Origin of the sequence: Rosenbergiella metrosideri (assembly GCF_022602565.1) — a bacterium.
GTDB classification, from domain to species: domain Bacteria; phylum Pseudomonadota; class Gammaproteobacteria; order Enterobacterales; family Enterobacteriaceae; genus Rosenbergiella; species Rosenbergiella metrosideri.
Genome location: NZ_JALBCV010000007.1, coordinates 125672 through 151870, shown reverse-complemented (window position 1 = coordinate 151870; position 26199 = coordinate 125672). Strand labels below are relative to the sequence as shown.

At 46.4% G+C, this 26199-nt stretch carries 25 protein-coding genes; 8 read left to right on the top strand and 17 right to left on the bottom strand.

The features are described 5' to 3' along the window. Positions 1–2: 2 nt before the first annotated feature. On the bottom strand, positions 3–407 hold the full coding sequence (locus MKR94_RS09205; protein WP_241646641.1) for an OsmC family protein: 405 nt from the start codon (positions 405–407) through the stop codon (positions 3–5). Between the two features lie 287 nt (positions 408–694). On the opposite strand from MKR94_RS09205, the gene crp reads away from it, so the two are divergent. Then, positions 695–1327 carry a cAMP-activated global transcriptional regulator CRP gene (gene crp, locus MKR94_RS09200; protein ID WP_048912889.1) on the top strand — a complete coding sequence of 211 codons (633 nt, stop codon included), beginning with the start codon at positions 695–697 and terminating at the stop codon, positions 1325–1327. Between the two features lie 72 nt (positions 1328–1399). Beyond that, positions 1400–3490, top strand: a complete 2091-nt coding sequence (locus MKR94_RS09195; protein WP_241646640.1) for a YccS/YhfK family putative transporter — start codon at positions 1400–1402, stop codon at positions 3488–3490. 19 nt (positions 3491–3509) lie between these two features. Here the strand turns inward: MKR94_RS09195 and MKR94_RS09190 are convergent, their stop codons facing one another. The 3 genes from MKR94_RS09190 to ppiA all read right to left on the bottom strand — a co-directional run bounded on the left by MKR94_RS09190 (position 3510) and on the right by ppiA (position 6018). Continuing rightward, the gene (locus MKR94_RS09190) at positions 3510–4727 is read right to left on the bottom strand and encodes an aspartate aminotransferase family protein (RefSeq protein ID WP_241646639.1); all 1218 of its coding nucleotides are present in this window, start codon (positions 4725–4727) and stop codon (positions 3510–3512) included. A gap of 69 nt (positions 4728–4796) precedes the next feature. Then, the gene (locus tag MKR94_RS09185; RefSeq protein ID WP_241646638.1) at positions 4797–5372 is read right to left on the bottom strand and encodes an anthranilate synthase component II; all 576 of its coding nucleotides are present in this window, start codon (positions 5370–5372) and stop codon (positions 4797–4799) included. 82 nt (positions 5373–5454) lie between these two features. Beyond that, a complete protein-coding gene (gene ppiA / locus MKR94_RS09180) occupies positions 5455–6018 on the bottom strand; it encodes a peptidylprolyl isomerase A (RefSeq protein WP_241586330.1) in 564 nt (187 codons plus the stop codon). A 260-nt stretch (positions 6019–6278) separates the two neighbouring features. Here ppiA and tsgA point away from each other — a divergent pair, with 260 nt between their 5' ends. Beyond that, positions 6279–7445 carry an MFS transporter TsgA gene (gene tsgA, locus MKR94_RS09175; RefSeq protein ID WP_241646659.1) on the top strand — a complete coding sequence of 389 codons (1167 nt, stop codon included), beginning with the start codon at positions 6279–6281 and terminating at the stop codon, positions 7443–7445. A gap of 59 nt (positions 7446–7504) precedes the next feature. Here the strand turns inward: tsgA and trpS are convergent, their stop codons facing one another. The 12 genes from trpS to MKR94_RS09115 all read right to left on the bottom strand — a co-directional run bounded on the left by trpS (position 7505) and on the right by MKR94_RS09115 (position 17373). Next, the gene (gene trpS / locus MKR94_RS09170; protein ID WP_241646637.1) at positions 7505–8509 is read right to left on the bottom strand and encodes a tryptophan--tRNA ligase; all 1005 of its coding nucleotides are present in this window, start codon (positions 8507–8509) and stop codon (positions 7505–7507) included. A gap of 18 nt (positions 8510–8527) precedes the next feature. Further along, the gene (locus MKR94_RS09165; protein WP_241646636.1) at positions 8528–9205 is read right to left on the bottom strand and encodes a phosphoglycolate phosphatase; all 678 of its coding nucleotides are present in this window, start codon (positions 9203–9205) and stop codon (positions 8528–8530) included. Then, positions 9189–9872, bottom strand: a complete 684-nt coding sequence (gene rpe / locus MKR94_RS09160) for a ribulose-phosphate 3-epimerase (RefSeq protein ID WP_099823268.1) — start codon at positions 9870–9872, stop codon at positions 9189–9191. The genes MKR94_RS09165 and rpe overlap by 17 nt, the downstream gene beginning before the upstream one ends. A gap of 57 nt (positions 9873–9929) precedes the next feature. Further along, on the bottom strand, positions 9930–10742 hold the full coding sequence (gene dam / locus MKR94_RS09155) for an adenine-specific DNA-methyltransferase (protein ID WP_099823266.1): 813 nt from the start codon (positions 10740–10742) through the stop codon (positions 9930–9932). A 95-nt stretch (positions 10743–10837) separates the two neighbouring features. Further along, positions 10838–11896: an SPOR domain-containing protein gene (locus MKR94_RS09150; protein WP_241646635.1), complete on the bottom strand. Its 1059-nt coding sequence runs from the start codon at positions 11894–11896 to the stop codon at positions 10838–10840. Positions 11897–11973: 77 nt separating this feature from the next. Next, positions 11974–13053, bottom strand: coding sequence for a 3-dehydroquinate synthase (aroB, locus tag MKR94_RS09145; protein ID WP_241646658.1), 1080 nt, complete (start codon positions 13051–13053; stop codon positions 11974–11976). 42 nt (positions 13054–13095) lie between these two features. Continuing rightward, positions 13096–13617 (bottom strand): shikimate kinase AroK, encoded by a 522-nt coding sequence (aroK, locus tag MKR94_RS09140; RefSeq protein ID WP_048912898.1) that lies wholly within the window; start codon positions 13615–13617, stop codon positions 13096–13098. A gap of 330 nt (positions 13618–13947) precedes the next feature. Next, complete coding sequence (pilQ, locus tag MKR94_RS09135) at positions 13948–15207, bottom strand: type IV pilus secretin PilQ (RefSeq protein ID WP_241646634.1); 1260 nt, start codon at positions 15205–15207, stop codon at positions 13948–13950. Beyond that, a complete protein-coding gene (locus tag MKR94_RS09130) occupies positions 15204–15548 on the bottom strand; it encodes a hypothetical protein (RefSeq protein WP_241646633.1) in 345 nt (114 codons plus the stop codon). The genes pilQ and MKR94_RS09130 overlap by 4 nt, the downstream gene beginning before the upstream one ends. Next, on the bottom strand, positions 15535–16011 hold the full coding sequence (locus MKR94_RS09125; RefSeq protein ID WP_241646632.1) for a hypothetical protein: 477 nt from the start codon (positions 16009–16011) through the stop codon (positions 15535–15537). Before MKR94_RS09125 ends, MKR94_RS09130 begins: the two co-directional genes overlap by 14 nt. Further along, positions 16001–16558, bottom strand: coding sequence for a hypothetical protein (locus MKR94_RS09120; protein ID WP_241646631.1), 558 nt, complete (start codon positions 16556–16558; stop codon positions 16001–16003). The genes MKR94_RS09125 and MKR94_RS09120 overlap by 11 nt, the downstream gene beginning before the upstream one ends. After that, a complete protein-coding gene (locus tag MKR94_RS09115) occupies positions 16555–17373 on the bottom strand; it encodes a type IV pilus biogenesis protein PilM (RefSeq protein ID WP_241646630.1) in 819 nt (272 codons plus the stop codon). The genes MKR94_RS09120 and MKR94_RS09115 overlap by 4 nt, the downstream gene beginning before the upstream one ends. A gap of 117 nt (positions 17374–17490) precedes the next feature. Here MKR94_RS09115 and mrcA point away from each other — a divergent pair, with 117 nt between their 5' ends. Then, a complete protein-coding gene (gene mrcA, locus MKR94_RS09110; RefSeq protein ID WP_241646629.1) occupies positions 17491–20034 on the top strand; it encodes a peptidoglycan glycosyltransferase/peptidoglycan DD-transpeptidase MrcA in 2544 nt (847 codons plus the stop codon). Positions 20035–20055: 21 nt separating this feature from the next. Here mrcA and nudE read toward each other — a convergent pair whose 3' ends face one another. After that, the gene (gene nudE / locus MKR94_RS09105) at positions 20056–20637 is read right to left on the bottom strand and encodes an ADP compounds hydrolase NudE (RefSeq protein ID WP_241646628.1); all 582 of its coding nucleotides are present in this window, start codon (positions 20635–20637) and stop codon (positions 20056–20058) included. A 267-nt stretch (positions 20638–20904) separates the two neighbouring features. Here nudE and MKR94_RS09100 point away from each other — a divergent pair, with 267 nt between their 5' ends. The 4 genes from MKR94_RS09100 to pckA all read left to right on the top strand — a co-directional run bounded on the left by MKR94_RS09100 (position 20905) and on the right by pckA (position 26197). Continuing rightward, entirely contained in the window at positions 20905–23025 is a 2121-nt protein-coding gene (locus tag MKR94_RS09100; protein WP_241646627.1) for an IgaA/UmoB family intracellular growth attenuator, read from the top strand. Positions 23026–23082: 57 nt separating this feature from the next. Beyond that, positions 23083–23493: a ribosome-associated heat shock protein Hsp15 gene (hslR, locus tag MKR94_RS09095; protein WP_048912903.1), complete on the top strand. Its 411-nt coding sequence runs from the start codon at positions 23083–23085 to the stop codon at positions 23491–23493. A 21-nt stretch (positions 23494–23514) separates the two neighbouring features. Further along, positions 23515–24381: an Hsp33 family molecular chaperone HslO gene (hslO, locus tag MKR94_RS09090; RefSeq protein ID WP_241646626.1), complete on the top strand. Its 867-nt coding sequence runs from the start codon at positions 23515–23517 to the stop codon at positions 24379–24381. A 193-nt stretch (positions 24382–24574) separates the two neighbouring features. Continuing rightward, positions 24575–26197 carry a phosphoenolpyruvate carboxykinase (ATP) gene (gene pckA, locus MKR94_RS09085; RefSeq protein WP_241646625.1) on the top strand — a complete coding sequence of 541 codons (1623 nt, stop codon included), beginning with the start codon at positions 24575–24577 and terminating at the stop codon, positions 26195–26197. The last annotated feature ends 2 nt before the right edge of the window (positions 26198–26199 follow it).

The window sequence follows — 26199 nt, the reverse complement described above, 5'->3', positions numbered from 1 at the left end:
GACTATGCAATGACGATCTCGTGGCTATGGGTGATTTCTACCGCTTGCCCCAACATGAGTGCTACTGAGCAATATTTCTCCGCTGAGAGGGAGACTGCACGCTCAACCGCTTTATCGGTTAAGGTCTTCCCTGTCACAATAAAATGCAGGTTAATGTGAGTAAAAAGTCGTGGCGCTTCCTCACGACGTTTGGAGGTCAATTTAACCTCGCATCCTTGAACCTGATAACGGCCTTTTTCTAAGATTGATACCACATCGATTGCACTACAGGTCCCCGATGACATCAGGACCATTTCCATTGGACTAGGCCCCCTTTCGCCACGGTTGCCATCCATCACCACTTGGTGACCCGATGCCGATTCTGCGACAAAACATAGCCCATCAACCCACTTTACCTGCGCTTCCATCAACACGTCCCCAGTTTCGGAATTTATTAGTTAAGATACTCTGAGGTGTATTAATTCGCAAACCACTCATTTGGACTCATACAATACAAGACAGTGGCGCTAACCTGTGCTAAAAACAGGGAAAGGATTATTTATTTCGTTAATCCCAAGATAAAATGCCTTGGAATAGGCTAAGGTAATTTTATCGTCCAATAAAAAAAGAAATGGCACTTGATGCTTTCATAGAGTCGCAAAGGCGGCTCACCCTGGTTTTATCCAGGTTCGATTACAATAGAGGATAGAAGCGAATGGTTCTCGGTAAACCACAAACAGACCCTACATTAGAATGGTTCCTCTCCCATTGCCATATTCATAAGTATCCGTCAAAAAGCACCTTGATCCATCAGGGTGAAAAAGCAGAAACGCTTTATTACATTGTTAAAGGTTCTGTCGCGGTACTGATTAAAGATGAAGAAGGCAAAGAGATGATCCTTTCTTACCTTAATCAGGGCGATTTTATTGGTGAGCTTGGCTTATTTGAAGAAGGACAAGAGCGTAGTGCTTGGGTCAGAGCTAAGTCCGCTTGTGAAGTCGCTGAAATTTCCTACAAAAAATTTCGCCAATTGATCCAGGTAAATCCGGAAATTCTTATCCGTCTTTCAGCACAGATGGCACGACGCTTACAGGTCACCTCAGAGAAAGTCGGTAACTTAGCCTTCTTGGACGTGACCGGTCGTATTGCGCAAACTCTGCTGCATCTTGCCCACCAACCCGATGCGATGACGCACCCTGATGGGATGCAAATAAAGATTACCCGTCAAGAAATTGGGCAGATCGTCGGGTGTTCACGCGAAACGGTTGGACGTATTCTCAAGATGTTAGAAGATCAAAACCTAATTTCGGCCCATGGTAAAACTATCGTAGTGTACGGTACACGCTAATCGATGCAGAAGGCAGGGAGCTACCCTGCCTTTTACCGATCACTCTCATTCATACAACAAATTGCAGTGGCAATGCTACGTCGACTTATTTATCATCCTGAAGTAAATTATGCCTTCCGCCAAACGTTAGTGCTCTGTCTACCGATCGCACTGGGCTGGCTGTTGGGCGATCTCCACTCAGGCTTACTTTTTTCTTTAGTCCCGTCCTGCTGTAATCTGGCTGGATTAGATACTCCACACAAACGCTTTTTTAAACGTCTCGTCGTTGGGGGATTACTTTTCGCATGCAGCAGTTTTTTGCTTCTTTGGTGTTTAGCGCAGCACTATCCCTTACCGCTCTTTCTATTCGCACTACCATTAATCATTGGTGTGACGGGGGAGATTAGTCCATTACACGGCCGGCTCTTACCCGCCTCACTGGTGGCAGCTGTGCTGTCAATTAGCCTGGCTGGACGCATGCCGATATGGGGTCCTCCCTTACTCTATCTAGGCGGGACAGTTTGGTACGGCGTGTTCAATTGGGCTTGGTTTAAGTTCTCGCAAGCTCAGCAACTTCGAGAAACACTCAGTTTGCTCTATCGCGAATTGGGAAACTACTGCGAGCATAAATATCACCGGATCTTTAGCGAAAATGACTCTCCCGAAAGCTTACAGGACCTTCTCAAGCGCCAACAGAAAGTGATTGACCTGATTACTCAGTGCTATCAACAATTACATATGTTACCGGCAGCGAGAAATCGTAATGACCGGTTCCTGATTCGCTATTTTTTGATGGCTCAGGATATTCAAGAGCATGTTACAGTTAGCTTGAATCAGCCGGATGAAATCAAAAAACTTTGCCACGATAGTTTTGGCAGAGAAATTTTAAATTGGAATGCGAATACTGTCACGGCACAACTCCACCGCTTAGCTGACGATATTTTATACCACCAATTTGTGAAGCCTTTTTCTATGAGCAAGCAAATTTCAGCATTGGAAAAGCTGGCTCAACAATTTCCCCACAATCCGGTCCCCCAATTTTGCTTTTATCACTTTACGCGAATTGCTCGCGTCTTACAGAATGAGAAACCCCTCTATCAACGTGACCTGATGCGCGATAGGCAGCGCCGTTTACCTTTATTACCTGCATTGAAAAGTTATCTATCGCTGAAATCGACTGCCTTGCGTTCCGCTACACGTTTTTCGATCATGTTGATGTGTGGTGGAATCGTCGGTATAGCGCTCAATATACCCAAACCTTATTGGATTTTGATGACCATAGTGTTTGTCAGTCAAAATAACTATAACGCTACGCGGGTACGTATACAGCACCGGGCATTAGGAACTTTTGCTGGATTAATCATTGCAGCAGTTACCCTCAATCTCCATGCACCTGAGTCTTGGATATTAATCATCATGTTACTGATTACCTTTTTCAGTAACTTGTTCAATCGACAATATTATGGCTGGGCAACGATTGGATTTACGGTGACGGCAGTTTATTCACTGCAACTTCTTTCCTTAAACGGGCACCAATTTATTGTTCCTCGTTTATTAGATACCCTACTCGGCTGCTTAATCGCCTTCGGGGGCACGCTTTGGTTATGGCCACAATGGCAGAGTGCGCTGTTACGCGATAATACTTTAGATGTGCTCAATGCCTATCAACAAGCCCTAAAAGTCTTGTTAGGTCCAGAGCAAAAAGATGAGGTTTTTGAAGCCGCGCGCGTAGAGGCAAACCAAAAACATAACGCGCTATTTAACGCCCTTAATCAAGCCATGCAGGAGCCTGGTTTCGATGATGAATATCTTGAAGAGATGCATTTATGGGTTAGCCATAGCCAGTATATCGTCGAACATATTAATGAGCTTACTGCTTTAGCCCGTGAGCACACGATGCTAACCCCAACGTTGGCCGAGCGCTATTTACAGGCTTGTGAGATAGGCTTACAGCAATGCCAACAGCGATTATTGTATGCCAACGATCAAGAGAACTATCACTCCACACATGTGATGGATGAAGCGACTAATTTCGATAAGGGGCCAAGCACAATTGTCGAGCGGCATATCGAGCGGATTCTTGTGCATGTGAAATCTATGCGGACGATTTCAGCGATTATCTGGACCCAGCGCCCAAAACACGGCGCATGGTTTTCCCGTGTGAATAAAAACCCTGAGCAGTAGACAACTCAGGGCAAGCAAGCTAACCGATAATTTGGGCAATGGCTCGCTGTAACTTAGCCATCCCTTGCTGCACATCCTGTTCAGAAATAATCAGTGACGGGGTAAAACGCAATACATCACTTCCCGCGGATAGTACGAGTAAACCGTGCTCTGCAGCCGCCTGGATGATATCGCGTAGACGCCCTGCATACTCCGGTGTTAATTGTGCACCGATAAGCAGTCCTTGGCCGCGAATAGCGGTAAAGAGGTGGTATTGTTGATTAATCTCTTCCAATCCATCGATAAACCATTGGTAACGCTGATCCACCCCCTCAAGCAACTGGGTGTCATTGATAATATCCAACGACGCCTCGGCCACCGCACAAGCCATTGGGTTGCCGCCAAAGGTAGTACCATGAGTGCCCGCAGTCATGACCTGAGCAATCGCTTCTCTCGTCAACATCGCACTGACGGGAAAGCCTCCCCCTAATGCTTTGGCTGTCGTGAGGATATCGGGAATCACCCCTGAGTGCTGATAAGCAAATAATTTACCTGTACGTCCCATGCCTGTTTGCACTTCATCAAACACTAATAATGCTTGGTGTTGATCACAAAGCTGACGTAAACCAGTCAGAAATTCCGGTGTAGCGGGGGTAACTCCCCCTTCACCTTGAATCGGTTCTACAACAATCGCACAAGTGTGGTCATCAATAACGGCTTTAACTGCCTCAAGGTCATTGAAAGGCACATGTACGATATCGGCGGGCTTAGGACCGAATCCATCGGAATATTTAGGTTGTCCCCCCACGGTGACGGTAAAGAAGGTACGCCCGTGGAAAGCATGATAAAAAGCGATGATTTTCGTTTTGTAGGGACTTATTTTTTGGGTGGCATAATACCGTGCCAACTTAAACGCAGCTTCGTTCGCTTCAGCACCGGAATTGGCAAAAAAGACGCGATCAGCAAATGTCGCCGCGGTGAGTTTTTGCGCCAAACGTAACGCGGGCTCATTCGTATAAATATTACTCAGATGCCAAATCTGTTCGCTCTGCTTTTGAAGGGCTTCGACCAAGGCAGGATGGCAGTGGCCTAATGCCGTGACCGCAATCCCACCGGCAAAGTCGATATACTCTTTTCCTTGCTGATCCCAGACTCGACTGCCTTGCCCTTTCACTGGAACAAATTGCGCAGGCGCATAAATAGGTAAAATTACTTCGTTAAACAGCTCACGAGTAATGGGGGTCTGTGTTACCGACATCTGAGATCCTTAGTAGGCGAGAGTGTGATGGAATAAATATACATTTATAATGCATATTAAATCAATTAATCATCGGCTAATAAAATTATTCAGTAACGATAAGCCTTGTTCACTCAGAATGCTTTCTGGATGGAATTGCACACTCTCTATCTCAAGGTGTCGATGACGAAGCCCCATAATCGTTGTTTTGCCTCCTTCTTCTTCCACCCACGCAGTGACTTCTAACTCACCAGGTAGCGAGGAGGTATCAACCATTAGAGAGTGATAGCGGGTAACGGTAAGAGGGTTTGGGAGCTGTGAAAATAGCCCTTGCCCATTATGACGAATCACCGAGGTTTTACCGTGCATGGCTTGATACGCACGGATTACTTTACCGCCAAATGCTTGGGCTATCGCTTGATGGCCCAAACAAACCCCTAAGATAGGCAACTTACCCGCAAAATATTGAATAGCCGCCAGTGAAATTCCTGCTTCGTTAGGCGTACAAGGTCCGGGCGAGATCACAAGGTGACTCATTCCCAGCGCTTCCATCTCTTGGAGTGTAATCGCATCGTTACGGATAACCTTTACTTCTATGCCGCATTGGCAGAAATATTGATAAAGATTCCAAGTAAAAGAGTCATAGTTATCTATGATTAACAGCATATGATTTCTTAGTTTGAGAAGGTAATCGTATTATCTGACGCTAAAGGTTCCAAGCACGCCCTAAGCAGTGCTTGGATATCTATTAAGGTAAGACTTTTACAGAAAGGATTGTGACAGGCTTAGCTGGTACATTTTGATAAGGCCCATTATTAGTCGTTTCGACATGGGAGATTTTCTCTGCCACATCCAGCCCTTTAGTCACTTTACCAAAGACGGCATAGCCGAAATCGCGTTGGCCATGATCAAGAAACGCATTATCAGCAACGTTGATAAAGAATTGGCTGGTCGCACTATCCTTATCCGCCGTTCTCGCCATAGAAATGGTGCCACGGGTGTTGCGTAAGCCGTTATCCGCTTCGTTCTTAATTGGCGCTTGGGTCGATTTCTGCTGCATATCGGCCGTGAACCCACCGCCTTGAATCATAAAGCTTGGGATTACACGGTGGAAAATGGTGTTGTTATAGAAACCACTGTTGACGTATTGAAGAAAGTTTTTAACGGTGACTGGCGCCTTGTCATCGTTCAAGGTTAATTCAATATTCCCTTCAGAGGTGGTCATTAACACATGCGTGTCAGCCATCGCATGTTGAGCCGTGGCGGCTAACGAAAGCAGTGTTAATGCTGTAGCCAGTGTTTTTTTTAACATAGGTGCGCGTGTCCTTAACTTAGATGGAATAAATACTGTGGGTGATTGTAAGGAGTATCAGCGCCCTACCGCTAGCGATTTCCTGACTTATATCTCGCTAACCACAGCATAAAATATGGCTAATAGTGTTTTTTCTTGCGTGGTGGTGTTAATTGATTAAATATTCTCGTCAATGTGAGCATCATTATTTATAAACCGATGCGATGGCATTACAATCGTGCGCTTCACTCTTCGGACTATTCCTTTAACGGATATTAATGATGATGCAAATAAAAAGAACCGGGCTCACCTGGATAAGCTTTCTTTCCTACGCACTGACAGGGGCGCTAGTGATTGTAACAGGAATGGTGATGGATAATATCGCTCACTATTTCAACGTCCCAGTGACGAGCATGAGCAATACCTTCACGTTTTTAAACGCAGGGATTTTGATCGCAATTTTCCTCAATGCTTGGCTGATGGAATTAGTCCCGCTAAAAAAACAGCTAATGTTTGGTTTTGTTTTGATGCTGATTGCAATCGCCGGGCTCGTGACCGCCCACTCTATCGCCATCTTCTCTGCCTGTATGTTTATACTGGGGGTCGTCAGCGGTATCACCATGTCGATAGGGACGTTTTTGATTACCCACCTGTATGAAGGTCGTCAACGTGGCGCGAGATTACTGTTTACTGACTCTTTTTTCAGCATGGCCGGAACGCTCTTCCCTATTATTGCCGCGGCGGTCTTATCACGTCAGTTACCTTGGTATTTAGTCTACTGTGCAATAGGCCTTATTTACGTCGCTATTTTTATCATTACCCTCTGCACCGAATTTCCAATTCTCTCCAAAAATACACAACAAAAAAACGAACCGAAAGAGAAATGGGGAGTAGGTGTCTTCCTACTTGCACTCGCGGCCTTATGTTACATTCTTGGTCAGTTGGGGTTTATCGCTTGGGTACCGGATTATGCGACGAAAACATTAGGTTTTGAACTAGGGCGCGCAGGCCAGCTGGTCGGTAATTTCTGGACAGCGTATATGGTCGGTATGTGGGTGTTCAGCGTGGTATTACGTTTTATCGATTCACAGAAATTACTGGTGATACTCACGGCATTAGCGTCCGTACTGATGTATTGGTTTAACCATGCACAGAACCCTAATATGCTGCATATCATCATCGCTGCATTAGGTTTCTTCTCTAGCGCGATTTATACCACCATCATTACCCTTGGCTCGCAACAAACCAAAGTCGCCTCGCCTAAATTGGTTAACTTCATCCTGACCTGCGGCACGGTTGGCACAATGTTAACGTTTGTCGTCACGGCCCCTATAGTGAGTCATGATGGACCACTCGCCGCGTTAATGACCTCTAATGGTCTCTACCTCACGGTATTTGTCTGCTGCTTATTACTTGGATTTGTTACTAAGCATCGCGCAAATCATTGATACAAAAAAGGCGGTAAAGAGAATTTACCGCCTTTTTTTATATTGAATGTACGTTGATATTAGGGACGCGCGACAAATCCAATCGCCTCATACACTTTATCAAGCGTTTGTTTAGCCTGTGCACTCGCCTTTTCCGCACCTTCTTTCATGATTTGATTAAGCAGAACTTCATCATTACGGAAATGGTGGTAGCGCGCTTGTAAATCAGTCAGCATCCCCGAGACAGCTTCCGCTACCGCGCCTTTTAAATGCCCATACATCTGGCCTTCGAATGCGCTCTCGAGTTCAGTGATCGATTGACCCGTAACTCCGGAGAGAATATCCAATAGGTTGGATACGCCAGGCTTATTTTTTACATCATAACGCACAACAGGTGGCTCATCAGAGTCAGTGACGGCACGTTTAATCTTCTTAACGACGGCTTTCGGCTCTTCAAGTAACCCAATAACATTATTGCGGTTATCGTCAGACTTCGACATCTTCTTGGTGGGTTCGAGCAGCGACATCACTCGAGCGCCCGATTTGGGAATAAAGGGCTCAGGAACTTTAAAGATATCGCCATAAATTGCATTAAAGCGTTGGGCAATATCACGGCTCAGCTCAAGATGCTGTTTCTGATCTTCGCCGACCGGAACCTGCTGAGTTTGATAAAGAAGAATATCAGCGGCCATTAAGACTGGGTAATCAAATAGCCCAGCGTTGATATTTTCTGCGTAGCGAGACGATTTATCCTTAAACTGAGTCATTCGGCTTAACTCACCAAAGTAGGTATAGCAGTTCAGCACCCAGGAGAGTTGCGCATGCTCTGGCACATGGGATTGGACAAAAATTGTTGATTTTTCAGGGTCGATACCGCAGGCAAGATATAGCGCTAAGGTATCGAGGGTAGCTTTACGTAAGGCTGTCGCATCTTGACGTACTGTGATCGCGTGTTGGTCAACAATACAGTAGATACAATGATAGTCATCCTGCATCTGCACCCATTGGCGTAGTGCACCCATGTAGTTACCGATGGAAAGTTCGCCGGAGGGCTGCGCCCCACTGAAGACGATTGGTCTTGTCATTAGTTCTTGTCCTGGAAATTACTTCCCTAAAAGGGAGATAAGCTGATCAAATTGGTGAATAACGTGGTCTGGGTGGCTATCTTCGATCGGTTCGCCATAGTTGTAGCCATAGGATAACCCGACCGATTGCACGCCCGCTGCTTTCGCCGCCTGAATATCGTTACGCGAATCCCCGACAAACAGTAATTGCTCGGTCAGTAATCCAAATTGCCCCAGTACCATAAAGAGTGCAGCAGGATGAGGTTTTTTAACAGGCACATCATCCCCACCAATAATTAAACTGAAATAGTGATCAATCCCTAAGCTCTCTAATAATGGACGAACAAAAGGCGTTGGCTTATTGGTGACAATCGCGAGGGGGATGTCTTCTGCCTGTAAGGACGTTAAGACATCAGTGACATGGTCAAACAACTGACTCCCCGTCTCTGCGGTCTGAAGATAGTGGTGGTCGAAACAGCTGCGTGCTTGAGCAAGCTGCGTGTCATCTGGGGCTTCACCAAGCGCCCAAGTGAGCGCCCGAGTGACCATAATATCGGCACCATTACCGATCCAACAGATAACGTTTTCAACGCCTGCAGCAGGAAGTTGCAGATCGGCAAGCATTAAATCGATAGCGCTGGCCAAGCCTGGCGCGCTATCGATGAGTGTGCCATCTAAATCGAAAGCGATACCGCGAATATCAGTGGAATGAGCCATGGGCTTTCTCCACTTCGCGACGCATTTCGGCAATGACCGTTCTGTAGTCTGGTTGATTAAAAATAGCGGAACCCGCCACAAACATATCCGCGCCAGCCGCAGCAATTTCAGCGATATTGTCGACTTTCACCCCCCCATCGATCTCCAGACGGACATCGTAGCCACTTTGGTCAATACGCTTACGCACTTCACGAAGTTTGTTTAATGTGGAAGGGATGAAACTTTGCCCCCCGAATCCAGGATTAACAGACATTAATAATACAATATCAATTTTATCCAACATGTAATCCAGGTAGGTAAGGGGTGTAGCAGGATTGAAAACCAGACCGGCCTTACAGCCATGTTCTTTAATCAATTGCACTGTGCGATCAACATGTTCGCTGGCTTCAGGGTGAAAAGTAATAAAACTTGCACCGGCCTTAGCAAATTCAGGAATCAGCGCGTCGACAGGCTTCACCATCAAATGTACATCAATGGGCGCGGTAATACCGTAATCGCGGAGCGCTTTTAACACCATTGGCCCCATCGTGAGGTTGGGGACATAGTGATTATCCATGACATCGAAGTGGACAACATCACCCCCGGCCGCAATAGCCTTGGCCGTATCTTCCCCTAATCGAGCAAAGTCGGCGGATAATATGGATGGCGCAATTAAATAATTTTTCATGCAATTCTCCGAGAGTATGATTTCCAGTTTCAGCATTGCTGAGTGACCGCGACGATATTAGGTGTAAAGTGCTAGCAATTCATCAATCTTAGTTCTGCCCTTTGCACTACGGCTAATAGAACGCCTAGCGGTAACAATATGAAGTGTAGCCTCTTCATACCATTTTCGAGTCAATTCCGTATCGTGGTTCGAGATTAACACAGGCACCGATTTCTTTTGTGCCAGCTTATGGGCTAATTCTGCGAGTAGAGCTTGCTCCTTAGCAGAAAAGCTATTGGTATGATAAGCCGTGAAGTTTGCCGTCGGTGAAAGCGGCGCGTAAGGAGGATCGCAATAAACCACTGATCCTCGTTTAACCTGAGAGAGTGTTTGAACATATGATTCGCACACAAACGTCGCTTGCTGCGCACGCAATGCAAACCACTCAAGTTCGGCTTGCGGAAAATAAGGCCTAACATATCGACCAAAAGGCACGTTAAATTGCCCGCGTAGATTATAGCGGCAGAGCCCGTTATAGCCGTGTCGATTCAAGTAAAGAAAGAGTAGCGCTCGATAATAAGGATCACTGCTCTGGTTGAACAAACTACGATGCGCGTAATAGGTCTCGGCATTGTTTGTTTCAGGCGTAAAAAAGCCGCGAGCGTCAGCAATAAATTGACTACTGCTGTGCTTGATTATGTTGTAGAGGTTAATCAAGTCGCTATTAATATCAGCAAGATAGTACTTTTTGAAGTCTGTATTGAGGAAGACTGACCCCGCGCCCACAAAAGGCTCTACTAAGCAGTCACCCTCTGGTAGATGGCGTTGGATATCGTCTAAAAGGAGATACTTGCCTCCCGCCCATTTTAAAAAAGCGCGATGTTTCTTCATGTTGTCGTATCAAAGATTAATTATGAGATGTTGCGGTTATCCGGACAACAGATTGGCGCTTAAATCGAGGGCTGCAATGAGCAGCCCTATTGAGATTACTGAGCTGATTCTTTACGAACTTGGCTCATTGGTTTAACCCATGGACTCTTAGCTTTTACCGCTTCTGGTAGAGATGAGATAGCACTTTTGGCTTCTGCAGGCGTATTGTAATTACCTGTCGTCAAGACATACCAAGCTTGTCCATTACGCGTCGTTTTATAAACTTGGTAGCTAGCAAGCTTCTGCTGTTTAGCCCAAGCATTTAGCGTATCTTCACGACTTGCGCCACTCAGCTGAAGGGTGTATCCCTTACCAGATACGACTTCCCGAGTCGGTGCAGCAGCGGCTGACGGCGCTTTCGCAGGCTGAGACGTCGTCGTCGTTACAGGAGCCTGCTTCTCGGCTGTCTTAACAGGCGCCACCGCTTTTTTCACTTGATTGTGTTCAGGCTGACGATGGCTAACTGACTCACGATGTTCCGGTACGACATGACGGACTTCAGAACGATGGCTCGGCTGGCGAGGCTCTGTATGCGTGACAGGTGCCTTAGCCCGTACAGGGTGTTCGTTCGGAGCATAACGATGCGCTGGCATAGGCGCTGACGCATTACTAGACGTCGGTTGCTGAGCCGTCTGCGTCGTATTGCTAAGTTTTGCATTACGATCCAATGTTGCCGCAGCGGTCGGTAGAGAAGCCGCAGCCGGTTGCTCTGCTGACGGTTGAGTATCTTGTGAGACGCCGTTCGTTGGTTCCATCGCCCCATTAGAGGTGGTGTCACTTGGCGCTACGGGCGTTTGCGCGGCAGGTTGCGTATCAGTCTGTTGTGATGACTGATCGTTCGCTGGAGCCGTTGAGTTATCTGCTGACGCATTACCAGAAAGGTCGATGTTCCTTTCGTTACCTTGCCCTGAAGCCGCCTCGTTAGGCTTAGACGAGCTATTCATTGCTGATCCAATGCCTAAAACCAGTAGCAGTAGTACCAAGATTCCTACAGCGATCATCAGATGCTGCTTGGAAATAGGTAGCTTAGAGGATGGTGCAGGTTTTTTACCACGAGGAGCAGGACGATCACTCGTGTCAGGTTTTAATTCATCTTCGGGTTGAAAGTCATCCATTGATCCACCTCATACGTATTCGGCTAAGTACCACTCACGTGGCCCCGCTGACATTATTAGTTATTGTCTTACCTTAGCTAACACTTAGTTATGGCAGCTAAAACAGTATCATGTCCCACTCCAGAACGCACCTCGGCCTTACCTAAACCGGTCGGTAAGACTAAACGTAGCTCTCCTGATAACACTTTCTTATCCCGCATCATATGCGGTAAGTAGTCTTCGGCCAACATCTGCTGTGGACCGTTAACCGGCAGTCCGGCACGCGTTAATAGCGTGATGAGCCGTTCTGTTAATGAGGCACTGAATGTCCCAAGTTGTTCGGCGGTACGTGCAGCCATGACCATACCTGCTGCGACCGCTTCACCGTGTAACCAATTGCCATAACCCATATGCGCTTCGATAGCATGACCAAAAGTATGTCCGAGGTTTAACAGCGCGCGATTACCCTGTTCCCGTTCATCTGCTGCAACAATCTCAGCCTTAAGTTCACAACAACGTCTAATACAATAAGCCAGTGCTTTTTGATCTAAGCGTCGAAGCGCCTCGATATTCTCTTCGAGCCATTCAAAAAAGGCATAGTCGAGGATTACACCATACTTGATGACTTCCGCTAAGCCAGACGATAACTCCCGTGCCGGTAACGTTGCTAAGCAATCAAGATCAATGACAACCGAGGTAGGTTGATAGAACGCGCCAATCATATTTTTCCCTAAGGGATGATTGACAGCAGTTTTGCCACCTACCGATGAATCAACTTGAGATAACAGCGTGGTAGGCATTTGAATAAAACGCACACCACGCTGGTAGCTAGCTGCAGCAAAACCGGTCATGTCACCAATCACGCCACCGCCTAATGCAATGAGTGTGGTGTCACGGCCATGTGGCTTTTCTAATAATGCAGTAAATACGGTATCGAGTACTGATAAGGACTTGTATTGCTCACCATCGGGTAATACCACGGAGTCAGCGTTAATCCCTAACGCGGCAAGTTGTGCTAAAACGGGCTGTAGATAGAGCGGTGCAATCGTTTCATTTGTCACAACCATGACGGATTGATGAGCAGTTAGTGGCCAGTAAGATGCAGAGTCACTGAATAAGCCCGCGGCAATCGTTATGGGATAGCTGCGTTCACCAAGTGAAACCATCATCTTCTGCATCATGTTACTGACCCTCAACTGATTTAACTGCGGTATATCAACTTAATTGTTTTCTAACATATGGATGATCTGATTGGCGACGACTTTTGCGCTCTGCTCATCAGTACGGATGGTCACATCAGCAATCTCTTCGTACAGAGGATTACGCTCACCCGCCAAATCTTCTAGAACATCACGCGGAGGAGAATCAACTTGCAGTAGAGGACGACGTTTATCACGTTGTGTCCGAGCCAGTTGTTTCTCAATAGTCGTCTCAAGATACACAACGACGCCACGAGCCGATAAGCGGTTACGTGTCTCACGAGATTTAACTGAACCGCCGCCTGTCGCTAAGACAATGCCTTGCTTTTCAGTCAACTCATTGATGATTTTTTCCTCACGATCCCGGAAGCCTTCTTCGCCTTCAACATCGAAGACCCAACCCACATCAGCCCCGGTACGGCGCTCAATTTCTTGATCGGAATCATAAAATTCCATATTCAGTTGTTGAGCTAACTGACGACCAATAGTGCTTTTGCCGGCACCCATAGGCCCAACCAGAAAGATATTACGTTTCTCTGCCATTTTTATCGGTACTACTAAGAATTCGTTGATGATACCCCATAGTCACTATAGACAACGGGACAGAAACTGAGACCTCATAAGCATGTAACAAGAGTCAGGTGAAAAATTATCTCAACACTCCAGACCATTTGGCAACCAATTAAATGATTTATCAGCAACTCTTCACCAGCATAGACCGGGAAGCGTTCCTGTCAGTCGCTCTTATAGTACTATATCCAGCCTCTTTGAGTGATGATTTATTAAACTCAGTGCTTAAGGTTCTTAAAAATTGATAACCTTTTATGCTAATTAGCGCTTTACGTCAACGGTGAACCTCAATCTATCCCGAATTTAAGGTATATTACCCATAGGTAACAGACGCGGTGTAATGAAAATCACCAACTCTCTTTTTTGATGTTGCCGCGCCTGCTTTCGAAATAGAACGCCTAATAGCGGTATCTTTCCTAACCAAGGTACTGCTGCTATTCCTTGTTGACGCTGTTGTTGAAACACTCCCCCTAACGCAAGGGTTGTCCCATTGGCGACTACTACTTCGGTCGTAATCTCCTGTTTTTCGATTGAGGGGGGGCCTTTACCATCACCTTGCAATACTTTTCCAGGAACATCTTGGTTAAGCCTTAGCCGTAAACGAATTGACTCTTGCCCAACTTGCTCAGGTGTTACCTCCATCCCGAGCACTGCCTCTTTGAAATTAATGACTGGGTTTTCATTTTTACCGCTTACCGTTTGATAAGGAATTTCTGTTCCCTGTTTAATGGATGCGGTCCGGCCTTGAGAGGTCACTAAATGGGGGCTAGCAATAATCTCTAGCTGGTTTTCTTGTTCTAACGCGGAGAGTTCGAGAAATAATAGTCGGCTATCGATGCGCGTAATAGCCGACTTAACCTGTAACGTTGGTGCTGCAACGCCTAATGACGTTGTAAACTCGTTCCTAGCTAACTTTCTAGGCTCAATATTTGATGGCTCGTTGAACCAGGACACGCCAAGCTCACGTAAATTCTCTTGGCTTATTGAAATCATCTGCGCAGTGATCTCGATTTGTGGCTGAGGGCGATCATGCAAGGCAACCCACTGCTCTATTTTACGGAGAGTCTCTGTATCGTCCCACACAATCAGCTGTTGTCGGTCATGGTCGACAAAACGTCGGCCTTTCCCACCCGATCGTATAAAGGGCAGTGCTGTTAACTGTTTTTCGAGTTTAGCTGCCTCGATAAACTTTACACTAAACACTTTTTGTTCCCATCCCGCTTGCCCGGATGAGAAAAGATCCCCCGTTTGATCGTTATCGTCGTCTTGAGAAGTCTTCTTACGCACCACTAAAATATTAGCGTGATGAGAAACCTCTACGTTGGTTAACTCCTGAATGATCGTTAACGCATCCTGCCATTCAACATCGACCAGATGCAGCGTTAACGATTGCTCAACTCCGGGATCGACGATGATATTGAGATCTTTGGCCGAGGCCAGTAAGGAGAATATTTGTGCAACTGGCGTATTCTCCGCATTAATCGATATTCTGCTACTCGCTGGCGTCTTGCCGGCAATAACAATCAGTAATATAAAAAAGAAGAATTTCGTTAAAGGCATCATAAAACTCCTGTAAAAGACAGGGTGGCCCGATTCGGCGGGCAAGGTGGTAATACGCTAAATTCAATATGCGTTAATTCGATCTGAGTGACCTGTCCATAAATAGAAAAAGGCTGAGAGGCTAATTCAACCTTTTTTATCCCCAATACTTTATGTGATATCAGTGCGTGGTGCTGGGAAGCGCTGATAAGCACAGCATTGAGTTGCCAACCATTGAGTTGCGTTGTGAATACCGCACATTGCGAGGCGTCGAAAGGCTGGAAAGGATCTTTCGCGACTGCGCGGTCCGCTATTATCAGTAACATAATAGTGAGGCAGTAAAGCGTCATATTATTTTTTGTCATACGTTAGCTTCACCAAAATAGGGCCATCCTGAGCCGAGAGTTGTAGTTGTTCAGGCGTCACCTTGCGGTTTAGCTGAGTTAAGTGTTGCCAAAACTGTAAAAAGTCCTGCCACCTGAGCACCAACGTAGCTTTTTGCTGGGAATCACTTTCCTGCCAATTCGCAACAGCCGTGCCATACGACAAAATGAACAGTGGGAATAGCTCCCCTTGGTCACCCTCAAGACGAGCCAGTTGTTTCGATAGCATGTAATTAGGTTTTGCTTGACGATAGAGTGTTAGTCGCCGGTTCACGTCATCGCGTACGCTGTGAAATAACGCTAACTGTCTGGTGTGGGAGTGATACGTGGGCAGTACAGCATAAAAAAGTAGAGAAATACCTGACAACATCACGGCTGCGAGAGTAACACCCCATTGTGTAGGCCTTGATGAGTGAATAATTTTTATCCAGATTTTATTTTCCATTCTTCGTGTTGTCCTCCCTCTCTGCTGAAAGGGTGAAACTGACTCTAAATTCGTAATACCAAGCTTCTTTTTTAAGGTCATTGAGATGTAATGCCCTAACCTGCTCAATGCTGAATAGTTGGTGAATAAACTGTTCAATCTCTTCCAACAGTAAACTTTGCCCAGTAAGCATCCACCCTGTTCGCCCTAAAGTCAGAGCGGTTAGCCACGAATATTCGGGTAAATGGTCAGTTAGCCACTGGAAAAAAAATCGGTAGGTATTCATTTCATCACGTACGCCTTCGGACTGCTGACGGTGCCGATCAGCTTGCTCCAATTGCTGTAGCCCCTGCTGCTGCTGTGCGAGCTGATCAGACAGTTGAGTCATCAGCGGTTGATAAAGCTTATATAGCGTGTCGAGTTCATGGAGATTTTTCTGGAGGGTATCAAGGCTATTAACAGTGCTTATCACTAAGAAAATCAGGAGTAGAACACCAGTAGACAAAATGTTGACACTGCGTTGGGACAACTTCTTGCGTCGCCATTCAAGTAAATTAATACCGCTCATAATTGGTCTGCCTCGCGTAAAGCAAGTCCCAAGGCCACGACTAAATCAGCTCGAGTGCTGATTACTGGCGGAAATTGAGCGATGGAACCAAGCAAACTAAAGACGTCGATATTTTTCGGCTGAATTGCATTTTGTATCCCCGCATAGAAATAGGATTCACTCTTGATAGTGAGCGAATTGGTCACTGCTTCAATAGTGGGGAAGTCGACGTTCAAACATTGCCCGTGGTGATAGCATTGCTGATGATAGGTTGCCCATAACCAGGTTTCGTCCTCTTCGACGATTAATGTACTGCTACGCTGGGGATCAAGTAACGAATACAACGCTGTTGAAGCAAGCTCTACGACGTCTAAGGTTAAGCCAGCGTCGTCGAATAAAGCACAATAGTCCTTCAGCACTTTATTCCTAGTCACCGTGATACTAATTTCCGCTGAGGTATCTGGTCCTAAACGGTAATCCCACGTCAACTCATGAAGGTGGGAGAATAAACGCTCCACAGAAAGTTGAACAAAACGCGCCAATGACAAGCCTTGTAAAGTCGTGCTGGGTAGCGCAATGGTCCGTAGTAGAACACATTGCACTGGGTAGCTTACGCGTAAGGAATAGCGGTAAGGGAAGTGATGACGAAGCGTTTGAAGAATTGATCTAAATTCTGGGGTAACGACTAACAATCCTGTTGGGGTGAAGACCGGCTCGTCTAACGGGAAGACCCACCAGCCCTGTAAGCACCATTTATGATGCTTCCATTTCACTGCCACGACACTGACTTGTGTCGTATTAATATGCAAACCTATTTGCCATCCTTGGCTAAACATTTTCCAACCTCCCAAGGTCGATAAGATATTTTGACGTATCAAAGCAACGTTGATGCCTTTATACTACGAGGCAATTGTTTATAAACTACCCAATACCGTTCGAGTGAGAGAGTTTAGGTGAAGTTCTTAAAGTATTTATTCATATTATTTATTTGCTGCATTTTTCTGGGAGTAGGCTCTATATATGGCTTATATAAATATATTGAACCTCAATTACCCGACGTAAATACCCTTAAAGATGTCAAAATGCAGACACCGATGCAGGTCTATAGCGCAGACGGTGAGCTTATCGCGCAATTTGGTGAAAAACGCCGTATCCCTTTGACCTTGCAACAAATGCCCCCAGACCTTATCCATGCGTTTATTGCGACTGAGGACAGCCGTTTTTATGAACATCATGGTGTAGATCCCATCGGGATTTTTCGCGCAGCATCGATAGCGCTATTCTCGGGCAGGGCGTCGCAAGGGGCGAGCACAATCACTCAGCAGCTTGCGCGTAACTTTTTCCTCTCTCCCGAGAAAACGCTGTTGCGTAAAATCAGAGAAGCCTTTCTCGCCATTCGTATCGAACAACTTTTTAGTAAAGATCAGATTCTCGACCTTTACTTAAATAAAATTTATCTCGGCTCACGTGCTTACGGTGTTGGTGCTGCCGCACATGTCTATTTCGGTAAAGACATTAATGAGTTGAGCTTAAGCCAGATGGCAATGATTGCCGGATTGCCGAAAGCCCCTTCTACGTTCAATCCGCTCTATTCTCATACCCGAGCACTTGCACGACGCAATGTCGTACTGGGGAGAATGTTAGACCAGAAATATATCAGTCAGCAGCAATATGAACAGGCAGTTAACGAACCACTCATTTCACAATACCATGGACCACAAGTTGCCTTTACCGCACCTTATATCAGTGAAATGGTTCGCCAAGAGATGGTGAAACGTTATGGGGAAGATGCCTATAACGACGGTTACCAAGTCACCACCACCATCACACGAACGCTACAAGAAGGTGCTCAGCAAGCCGTCGTCACAAATGTCTTGAACTACGATATTCGCCATGGCTACCGTGGACCGACTAAGGTCCTATGGCATGATGGACAATCTGCTTGGGACAACAAGAAGATTGACCAAACGCTGGCAAACTACCCCACTTACGGACCACTGATTCCCGCAGTTGTCCAGCAGGTTGACGGTAATGCCGCGCAGGTAAGATTAAAAAACGGCACGGAGCAGACGCTATCTCTCGCAGGGGTACGTTGGGCAAGGCCGTTTAAAAACGATAATTTACAGGGTGCAACCCCTCGCTCTGTCAGTCAAGTTCTCGCAACAGGGCAGCTGATCTGGGTGAGAGCTGTAGGTCAAGAGTGGTGGTTAGCACAAGTGCCTCAGGTTAACTCAGCACTGGTATCGTTGGATTCACACAACGGGGCAATTAAAGCCCTAGTCGGTGGTTTTGATTTCTCTCAGAGCATGTTTAACCGTGCCACGCAGGCATTACGTCAGGTAGGCTCTAACATCAAACCTTTCCTCTACACCGCTGCGATGGATAAAGGCCTTACCTTAGCCACTATCTTGAACGATTTACCTATCTCACGATGGGATGCTGGTGCAGGTTCAGATTGGCGTCCTCATAATTCACCGAACGTCTATGCAGGTCCCATGCGACTTCGTCAAGGACTCGGACTGTCTAAAAACGTCGTGATGGTACGTGCCATGCGGGCGATGGGTGTCGATTATGCAGCCAATTATCTCTTACGCTTCGGTTTTCCTGAGCAGAATATTATCCACACAGAATCATTAGCCTTAGGTGCTGCCTCCTTTACACCCATCCAAGTAGCGAGAGGCTACGCAATACTCACTAATGGTGGTTTCCAAGTGGAGCCTTGGTTGATCAGTAAGATCAGCGATCAACAAGGAACGGTATTGTTCCAAGAAAATCCTAAAGTCGCCTGCCCAGAGTGTAATTCCCCTACTCTCTATGCCAATACATCGGATGTTGCGCGATTGGACGATTCACAAACCGAAAATGTGGCCCATGCTGAGCTGCCCGCTCCGAATGGCGCCCCACAAACAGATTTACAAACTATCAATAAGGATTCAAATACTGATCCCTATGCACCTCATGTAATCAGTACCCCGCTCTCTTTCTTAATTAAGAGTGCAATGAACTCTAATATCTTCGGCGAACCTGGCTGGCAAGGTACTGGATGGCGTGCGGGGCGTGATTTACAACGTAATGACATTGGCGGTAAAACCGGAACCACGAATAGTTCCAGAGATGCATGGTTTTCTGGTTATGGTCCTGGCATTGCGACATCGGTATGGATCGGTTTTGACAATCCTAGTCATGCCTTAGGCCGTACCACCGCATCGGGAGCCATAGCCGATCAAGTCTCGGGTTACGAAGGGGGGGCTAAAAGCGCCCAACCGGCGTGGGATGATTATATGAAAGTTGCGCTACAAGGTGTGCCTTTACAGCCGTTAACACCGCCAGAAGGGATCACGACGGTTACAATCGATAGAACGACGGGTAAGTTATCACACGGTGGCGGGAACAGCCGTCCTGAATACTTTATCACTGGCACTGAGCCGAAAGAGTATTCGGTTCAGGAAACCAGTACAACGATAGGAACTGGCGCAGAGAGCCAAGACTTATTTTAATCCTCACAGTGGGCTAATGGATTAGCCCACCTCTTCGCTTAACGTTGAAGCCTGAGACGGCTTCGATAACCATTCCCTTAATAAAAACATCGCACTGATGTTCCGCGCCTCTTGGAATTGAGGGTGACTGAGCAGATCGATTAGCCTAGACACTGGCCAGCGGTGAATCACTAAGGGTTCGGGTTCATCGCCCGTTAGCCATTCAGGATAGAGATTCTCCGCGACCAAGATATGCATTCTGCTCGAGAAATACGAGGGTGCCATTGTAACCTGCCCTAACGACGTCAGTTTTTCAGCCCCCATTCCCACCTCTTCTTTCAATTCTCGCACGGCCGCTTGCTCGGGCGTTTCGCCTGGGTCGATCAATCCTTTGGGAAAGCCCAACTCATAGCCCTCAATCCCGACGGCGAACTCCTCAATCATCAAGACATTATCACCTTCCAGCGCGAGGATCATAACCGCTTCACGCCCAGCAGGCTTCATGCGCTCATAAACACGTTCAACACCATTACTAAAACGAAGCTGGACAGATTGAATAGTAAACAGCCTTGAGCTCGCGACTTCTGCAATACGCAAAATTTGCGGTTTTTTTAGCGCGGACATGGTTTACCTCGTAATGATGATCAGTATGCCGCTATTGAATCATAGCCAGCGAGAGGCAACCAGCCCAAATTTCGGGTCTTTACGGGTATGATTGCTTTTAAGAGGATAATAATAAGATTATCCTGATTTATTATTAGACTGCGCGAGACTAGATTGACACAGGATTATGCCAATAATTTAATTTATTGTTCCGCCGATATAGGTATCATTGAACTGGATCACTTTTACTGGCCATGAGGCCCATCACTTCTTTGCTCTGGGTAACGCATGAGTGTTTTTATTTTCTTACTGCTGGTAATTTTGTTCTGCATACTCTTTGTTTGGACGAAAATACTGCTACCCAAAAAACAGCTCCGCGCCCAACACCAAGAATTGAATACCTTAGACCAACGTCAGCTGACTGAAGAAGAAATAAGACTTTGTCATACCTACCTAAAACAGCGGCAACCTAAACCGATTGGACTACTTGAACGCTTATTAGACAGAGTTAACCTACCTCGCAACGCCTGTACGTTGCGTGGCAAATCAGTCTATAAGCTTAATCACTCCATTACACATTACAGTCTGTCAGCCAGTGTGCCAGAACGTAACCGCTACTATCTTGATGCGTACGAAGTGCATTTACCGCCCAATGGCCAACCTTTTATCACCGCTGATAATACTATCGAACTGGTCTACACCAATCAGTTACCCTTGATTGTGACCCTTAATGGACACCCATTATTGCACGACCTTGAATATACTGGCCCGCAAACAAACCTTTCTGCTGTCACAGATACCTCGATTCGTAAAGAGACCCGTGAACGCGTAGCCATTCTTAATGTTCGCCGTCAAACTCACGAAGAATATACCTTAACCCACGCAAATAATATCAGTGAAGCACTGATACTTTGCTGCGCATTATTGCTGATTTTTTGCAGCCTATTGACGCCATTAAAAGTCATGCCGTGGATCTTACTCGCCAGCTTACTCATTATTTTACCCTGCTTGTGGATTATGTATCGCCGCCCGCCGCGAAGCCACTTACAAGAAATTAGAACAATGCGTGGCCTACTTAAGCCTTGGGATCTTTTTGGCGAAGCCAATCCCAAACAGCAGAGCCTCTCCTTAGGGATCCTTGATCTCCATTATCCAGAACATTGGTATCCCTATATCCAACAAGATATTGGTAAAGAGGCGGTGATTGAAGTTGATAGTCAAAACCGCGTTGTACAACATGGTCCTTTGCTCTCCCTCACACAAGAGGTCAAAAAGTTTCCCCTACAAAATTGGCGTCATAATCTAACGTTAGCCGCGGGATCACTGCTCATACTGATTATGACCACCAGCTGGTTACCCACTGGCGTCTCTTTCAATATTGCCTTAGCGCGGCTACAAGGTGAACAGCGCGTCACCGTAACGGATGTCAAACAACTTACGCAGCATAAATTGCACGTGGGTGATGTTATCAATATCAAAGGAACCGGAAGGTGTGTTGTCCCGCAGACTTATCAGAGTAATCGAACCTATGACTTCTTACCTTTCGATTGTTCTGCCATCTATTGGAATAAACAGTTACCCAATACTTTCCCCTCCTCACCTATCATTGAGCAGACGCAGGCATTGCTGGCAACCACTTCACAGCAGCTTGCTCCCGAGAATGATCTGAAAGGGATCAACCCACAGCTTGCTTCCGCGATACAGAAGTCAGGGATGATCTTACTGAATAATTTCTCCGATATTGTTTTAAAAACTGCACAGCTTTGCTCTGCCGAAGATGATTGCCTGCGCTTGAAGAGTGCCTTGGTGAACCTTGAGAATGCGAAAGACTGGCCTCTTCTCGTTGACCAAGCAAAATCCGGAAAACTTGATGGCTTAAATGTTCTGCTTCGGCCAAACAGTGCTCAAAACTTAACGAATCTTGTCGATGCAGCCACGACAACGTTTATGAGCAACGAGACACGTAAAACCATCGAATCCCTTAGCCACCTACCTAAGAATGGCTACCTCTTTGTTAACGGCCAAGGTCAGCTCTTGGTCGATCAAGAACAGCCAGATACCTCACTCTTCGATTTAGCGCCGGCGGCGCAATGGAGAGAGCTACAGCGTATTTCCCGACAATTGTTAAATACACCTTTTGCTTTATCCGGCATCATCACGTCCTTACAACACGATAACCAAGGGACGATTCATGTTGTCGTCCACCAAGAACCCAACACCCATGCTTTATGGCGTTATGTCGTCACAACACTGTTCTTAGCCTGCTTAGTTATCTTGGTGGTAGTCAACACCGTCTTAGGGATTCATCGCCTGCGCGCACATTTCTCACGTAGTACACGCATTCAAGAAGACTACAATGCCTCGATAGCAAATGCCTCTCCGCTTCTCTTACGTCACTTTAAAGAATGATGGTTAAGGTTAAGTCTTACTGCTAAGCTTATGCTAGTTTGTCTCTAGGAGGCACACATGCAAACGACCCAGACACACTCTGCTCCCGATAAAGTTAGGCTCGATAAATGGCTTTGGGCTGCGCGTTTTTATAAGACGCGGGCCGTTGCCAGACAGATGATCGAGGGTGGGAAGGTTCAGTATAATGGCCAACGGAGTAAACCCAGTAAATGGGTGGAACCTGGCGCTCAGGTACAAGTCAGACAAGGTAATGATCTGCGTACCGTCATCGTCGTCTCTCTTAGTGAACATCGCCGTAGCGCACCCGAAGCTCAGCAACTCTATCAGGAAACTGCAGAGAGTATCGCTAAGCGCGAATCGATCGCACAGGCACGCAAGATGAACGCATTAACGATGCCACATCCAGACCGTCGCCCCGATAAAAAAGAGCGCCGTGATTTAATTAAATTTAAGATAACGGGCGAATAACTACGCCCTAAAGAGAAAATAATGTCCGTCCAAGATCAACTTCACCGTTACTTATTTGCTGATGCCGCCGTTCGTGGAGAATTGGTGAATGTCAGCCATACGCTACATGCTATCCTCGAAGGTCATGACTACCCTGCTGCGGTTAAGAAACTGATGGCAGAAATGTTGGTGACCACGAGTTTAATGACGGCTACGTTAAAATTTGAGGGCGATATCACCGTGCAATTACAAGGTGAAGGTCCCTTAGCTATGGCAGTGATCAACGGTAACGATAAACAAGATTTACGCGGCGTTGCACGGGTTCGTGGTGAGATAGACGATGACGCTACCCTCGCGCAAATGCTAGGTCAAGGTTACCTGGTGATTACTATTACTCCAGCCAAGGGTGAGCGTTATCAAGGTATTGTCGCGCTAGAAAAACCGACGTTTGCAGAGTGTATTGAAGAGTATTTCCTACGTTCAGAACAGCTTCCAACACGGTTAATTATCAGAAATAATACCCAAGGTGCAGCTGGCATTTTACTGCAAGTGTTACCTAGCGAAGATAAAGACAGTGAAGCCCTCACCCACTTAGCGACGCTTGCTACAACGGTAACGGAAGAAGAGCTTATTGGTTTACCGGCCAACGATGTTTTATGGCGTCTGTTCCATCAAGAAGAGGTAACTGTCTACGATCCTCAGCCGGTACAATTTAAATGCAGCTGTTCTCGACAACGCTGCGGCGAAGTTCTAAAGACCGTTTCGGTAGAAGAAATCGACGCCATTCTAGCTGAAGATGGAAAAATCGATATGCATTGCGATTACTGCGGCAGCCACTATCTCTATGATGCAGTAGACGTGGCCAATATCCGTAACGACGTACCGTTAAGTAACTCCTCAATCCATTAATGAGCAGTAAGCGGGGCGATAACCCCGCTTGCTTCTCTGCGTTCCCTTTGAATAATTCCCTTTTTTCAGTAGTAATTTAACGCTGCTCACACTTTACTGCCTCCCTGCTTTTCCCCCCGACGATTCAGGGTACACTTTTCTGACATTGACGTATTTTTGCTAAGCCACTTTTTTATCGAAGGAGTTGCGACTCATGTCAGCCACACCCCCGCTTCCCGATCTGAGTGCTATTGGGATCACTGGTTCTATCGAAATTGTCCATAACCCCTCATATGAACAGCTGTTTAAAGAAGAAACATCACCCGATCTTGAGGGTTTTGAGAAAGGTATAGTCACCCAATCTGGTGCTGTCGCGGTCGATACAGGAATTTTTACAGGCCGGTCCCCGAAAGATAAATATATCGTCCGTGATGCTACCACCGAGAAAACCGTATGGTGGAACGACACTAGTGCTGCCAAAAACGCTAACCAACCGCTCTCACCCCAAACATGGGATCACTTGAAGGGGCTGTTATGTGAACAGCTTTCAGGAAAGCGATTATTTGTTGTGGATGCCTTTTGCGGGGCTAACCCTGAAACACGCTTGAGTGTCAGATTCGTGACCGAAGTCGCTTGGCAGGCCCATTTCGTCACCAATATGTTTATTATCCCAAGCCCAGAAGAATTAGCAGTCTTCAAGCCAAACTTCGTCGTCTTGAATGGTTCAAAGTGCCATAACCCATCGTGGCGTGAGCAGGGGCTTAACTCGGAAAACTTTGTGGCCTTCAACCTCACCGAGCGTATGCAGCTTATCGGCGGAACTTGGTACGGCGGCGAGATGAAGAAAGGTATGTTTTCGGTCATGAACTACCTGTTACCTCTGCAGAATATTGCGTCAATGCACTGCTCTGCCAATGTTGGTAAAGACGGAGATGTGGCGGTATTCTTCGGTCTCTCCGGCACGGGGAAAACGACGCTCTCTACGGATCCGCTACGCCAGTTGATTGGTGATGATGAACACGGGTGGGACGATGATGGAGTGTTCAACTTCGAGGGAGGTTGCTACGCCAAGACAATCAATCTCTCGCAAGCTGCTGAACCTGAAATCTATAAAGCAATCCGTCGCAACGCTTTACTTGAAAATGTCGTCGTTAATCAAGATGGGAGTGTTGATTTCAACGATGACAGTAAGACCGAGAATACCCGAGTTTCTTATCCGATAAATCATATCGATAATATTGTTCGGCCCATCTCGAAAGCTGGCCATGCAAAAAAAGTTATCTTTTTAACGGCTGATGCCTTTGGTATTTTCCCACCGGTATCAAGATTGACCCCAGAGCAGACGCAGTATCATTTCTTATCAGGCTTTACAGCAAAATTAGCGGGCACAGAGCGCGGTGTAAAACAACCCACACCAACGTTCTCTGCCTGTTTTGGCGCGGTATTTTTAACGCTACACCCTACACGCTATGCGGAAGTATTAGTCAAACGTATGCAGGCAAGTGGGGCGAAGGCATACTTAGTCAATACCGGATGGAACGGACAAGGGAAACGCCTGTCGTTGAAAGATACTCGTCGATTAATTAATGCCATTTTACATGACGAATTAGATCATGCTGAATGCCATACCCTGCCGCTCTTTAACTTACAATTTCCCAAACATATCCAAGGCATTGATCCTTCAATACTTGACCCTCGATCGAGTTGGAATAATGCTCTAGAGTGGGAATCGAAAGCAGAAGCGTTGGCGAAACAATTTATCGATCACTTCGCGCCTTATACGGACACTGAGGCCGGTAAAGCGTTGGTCAGCGCGGGGCCGCAACTTCACGCATAATC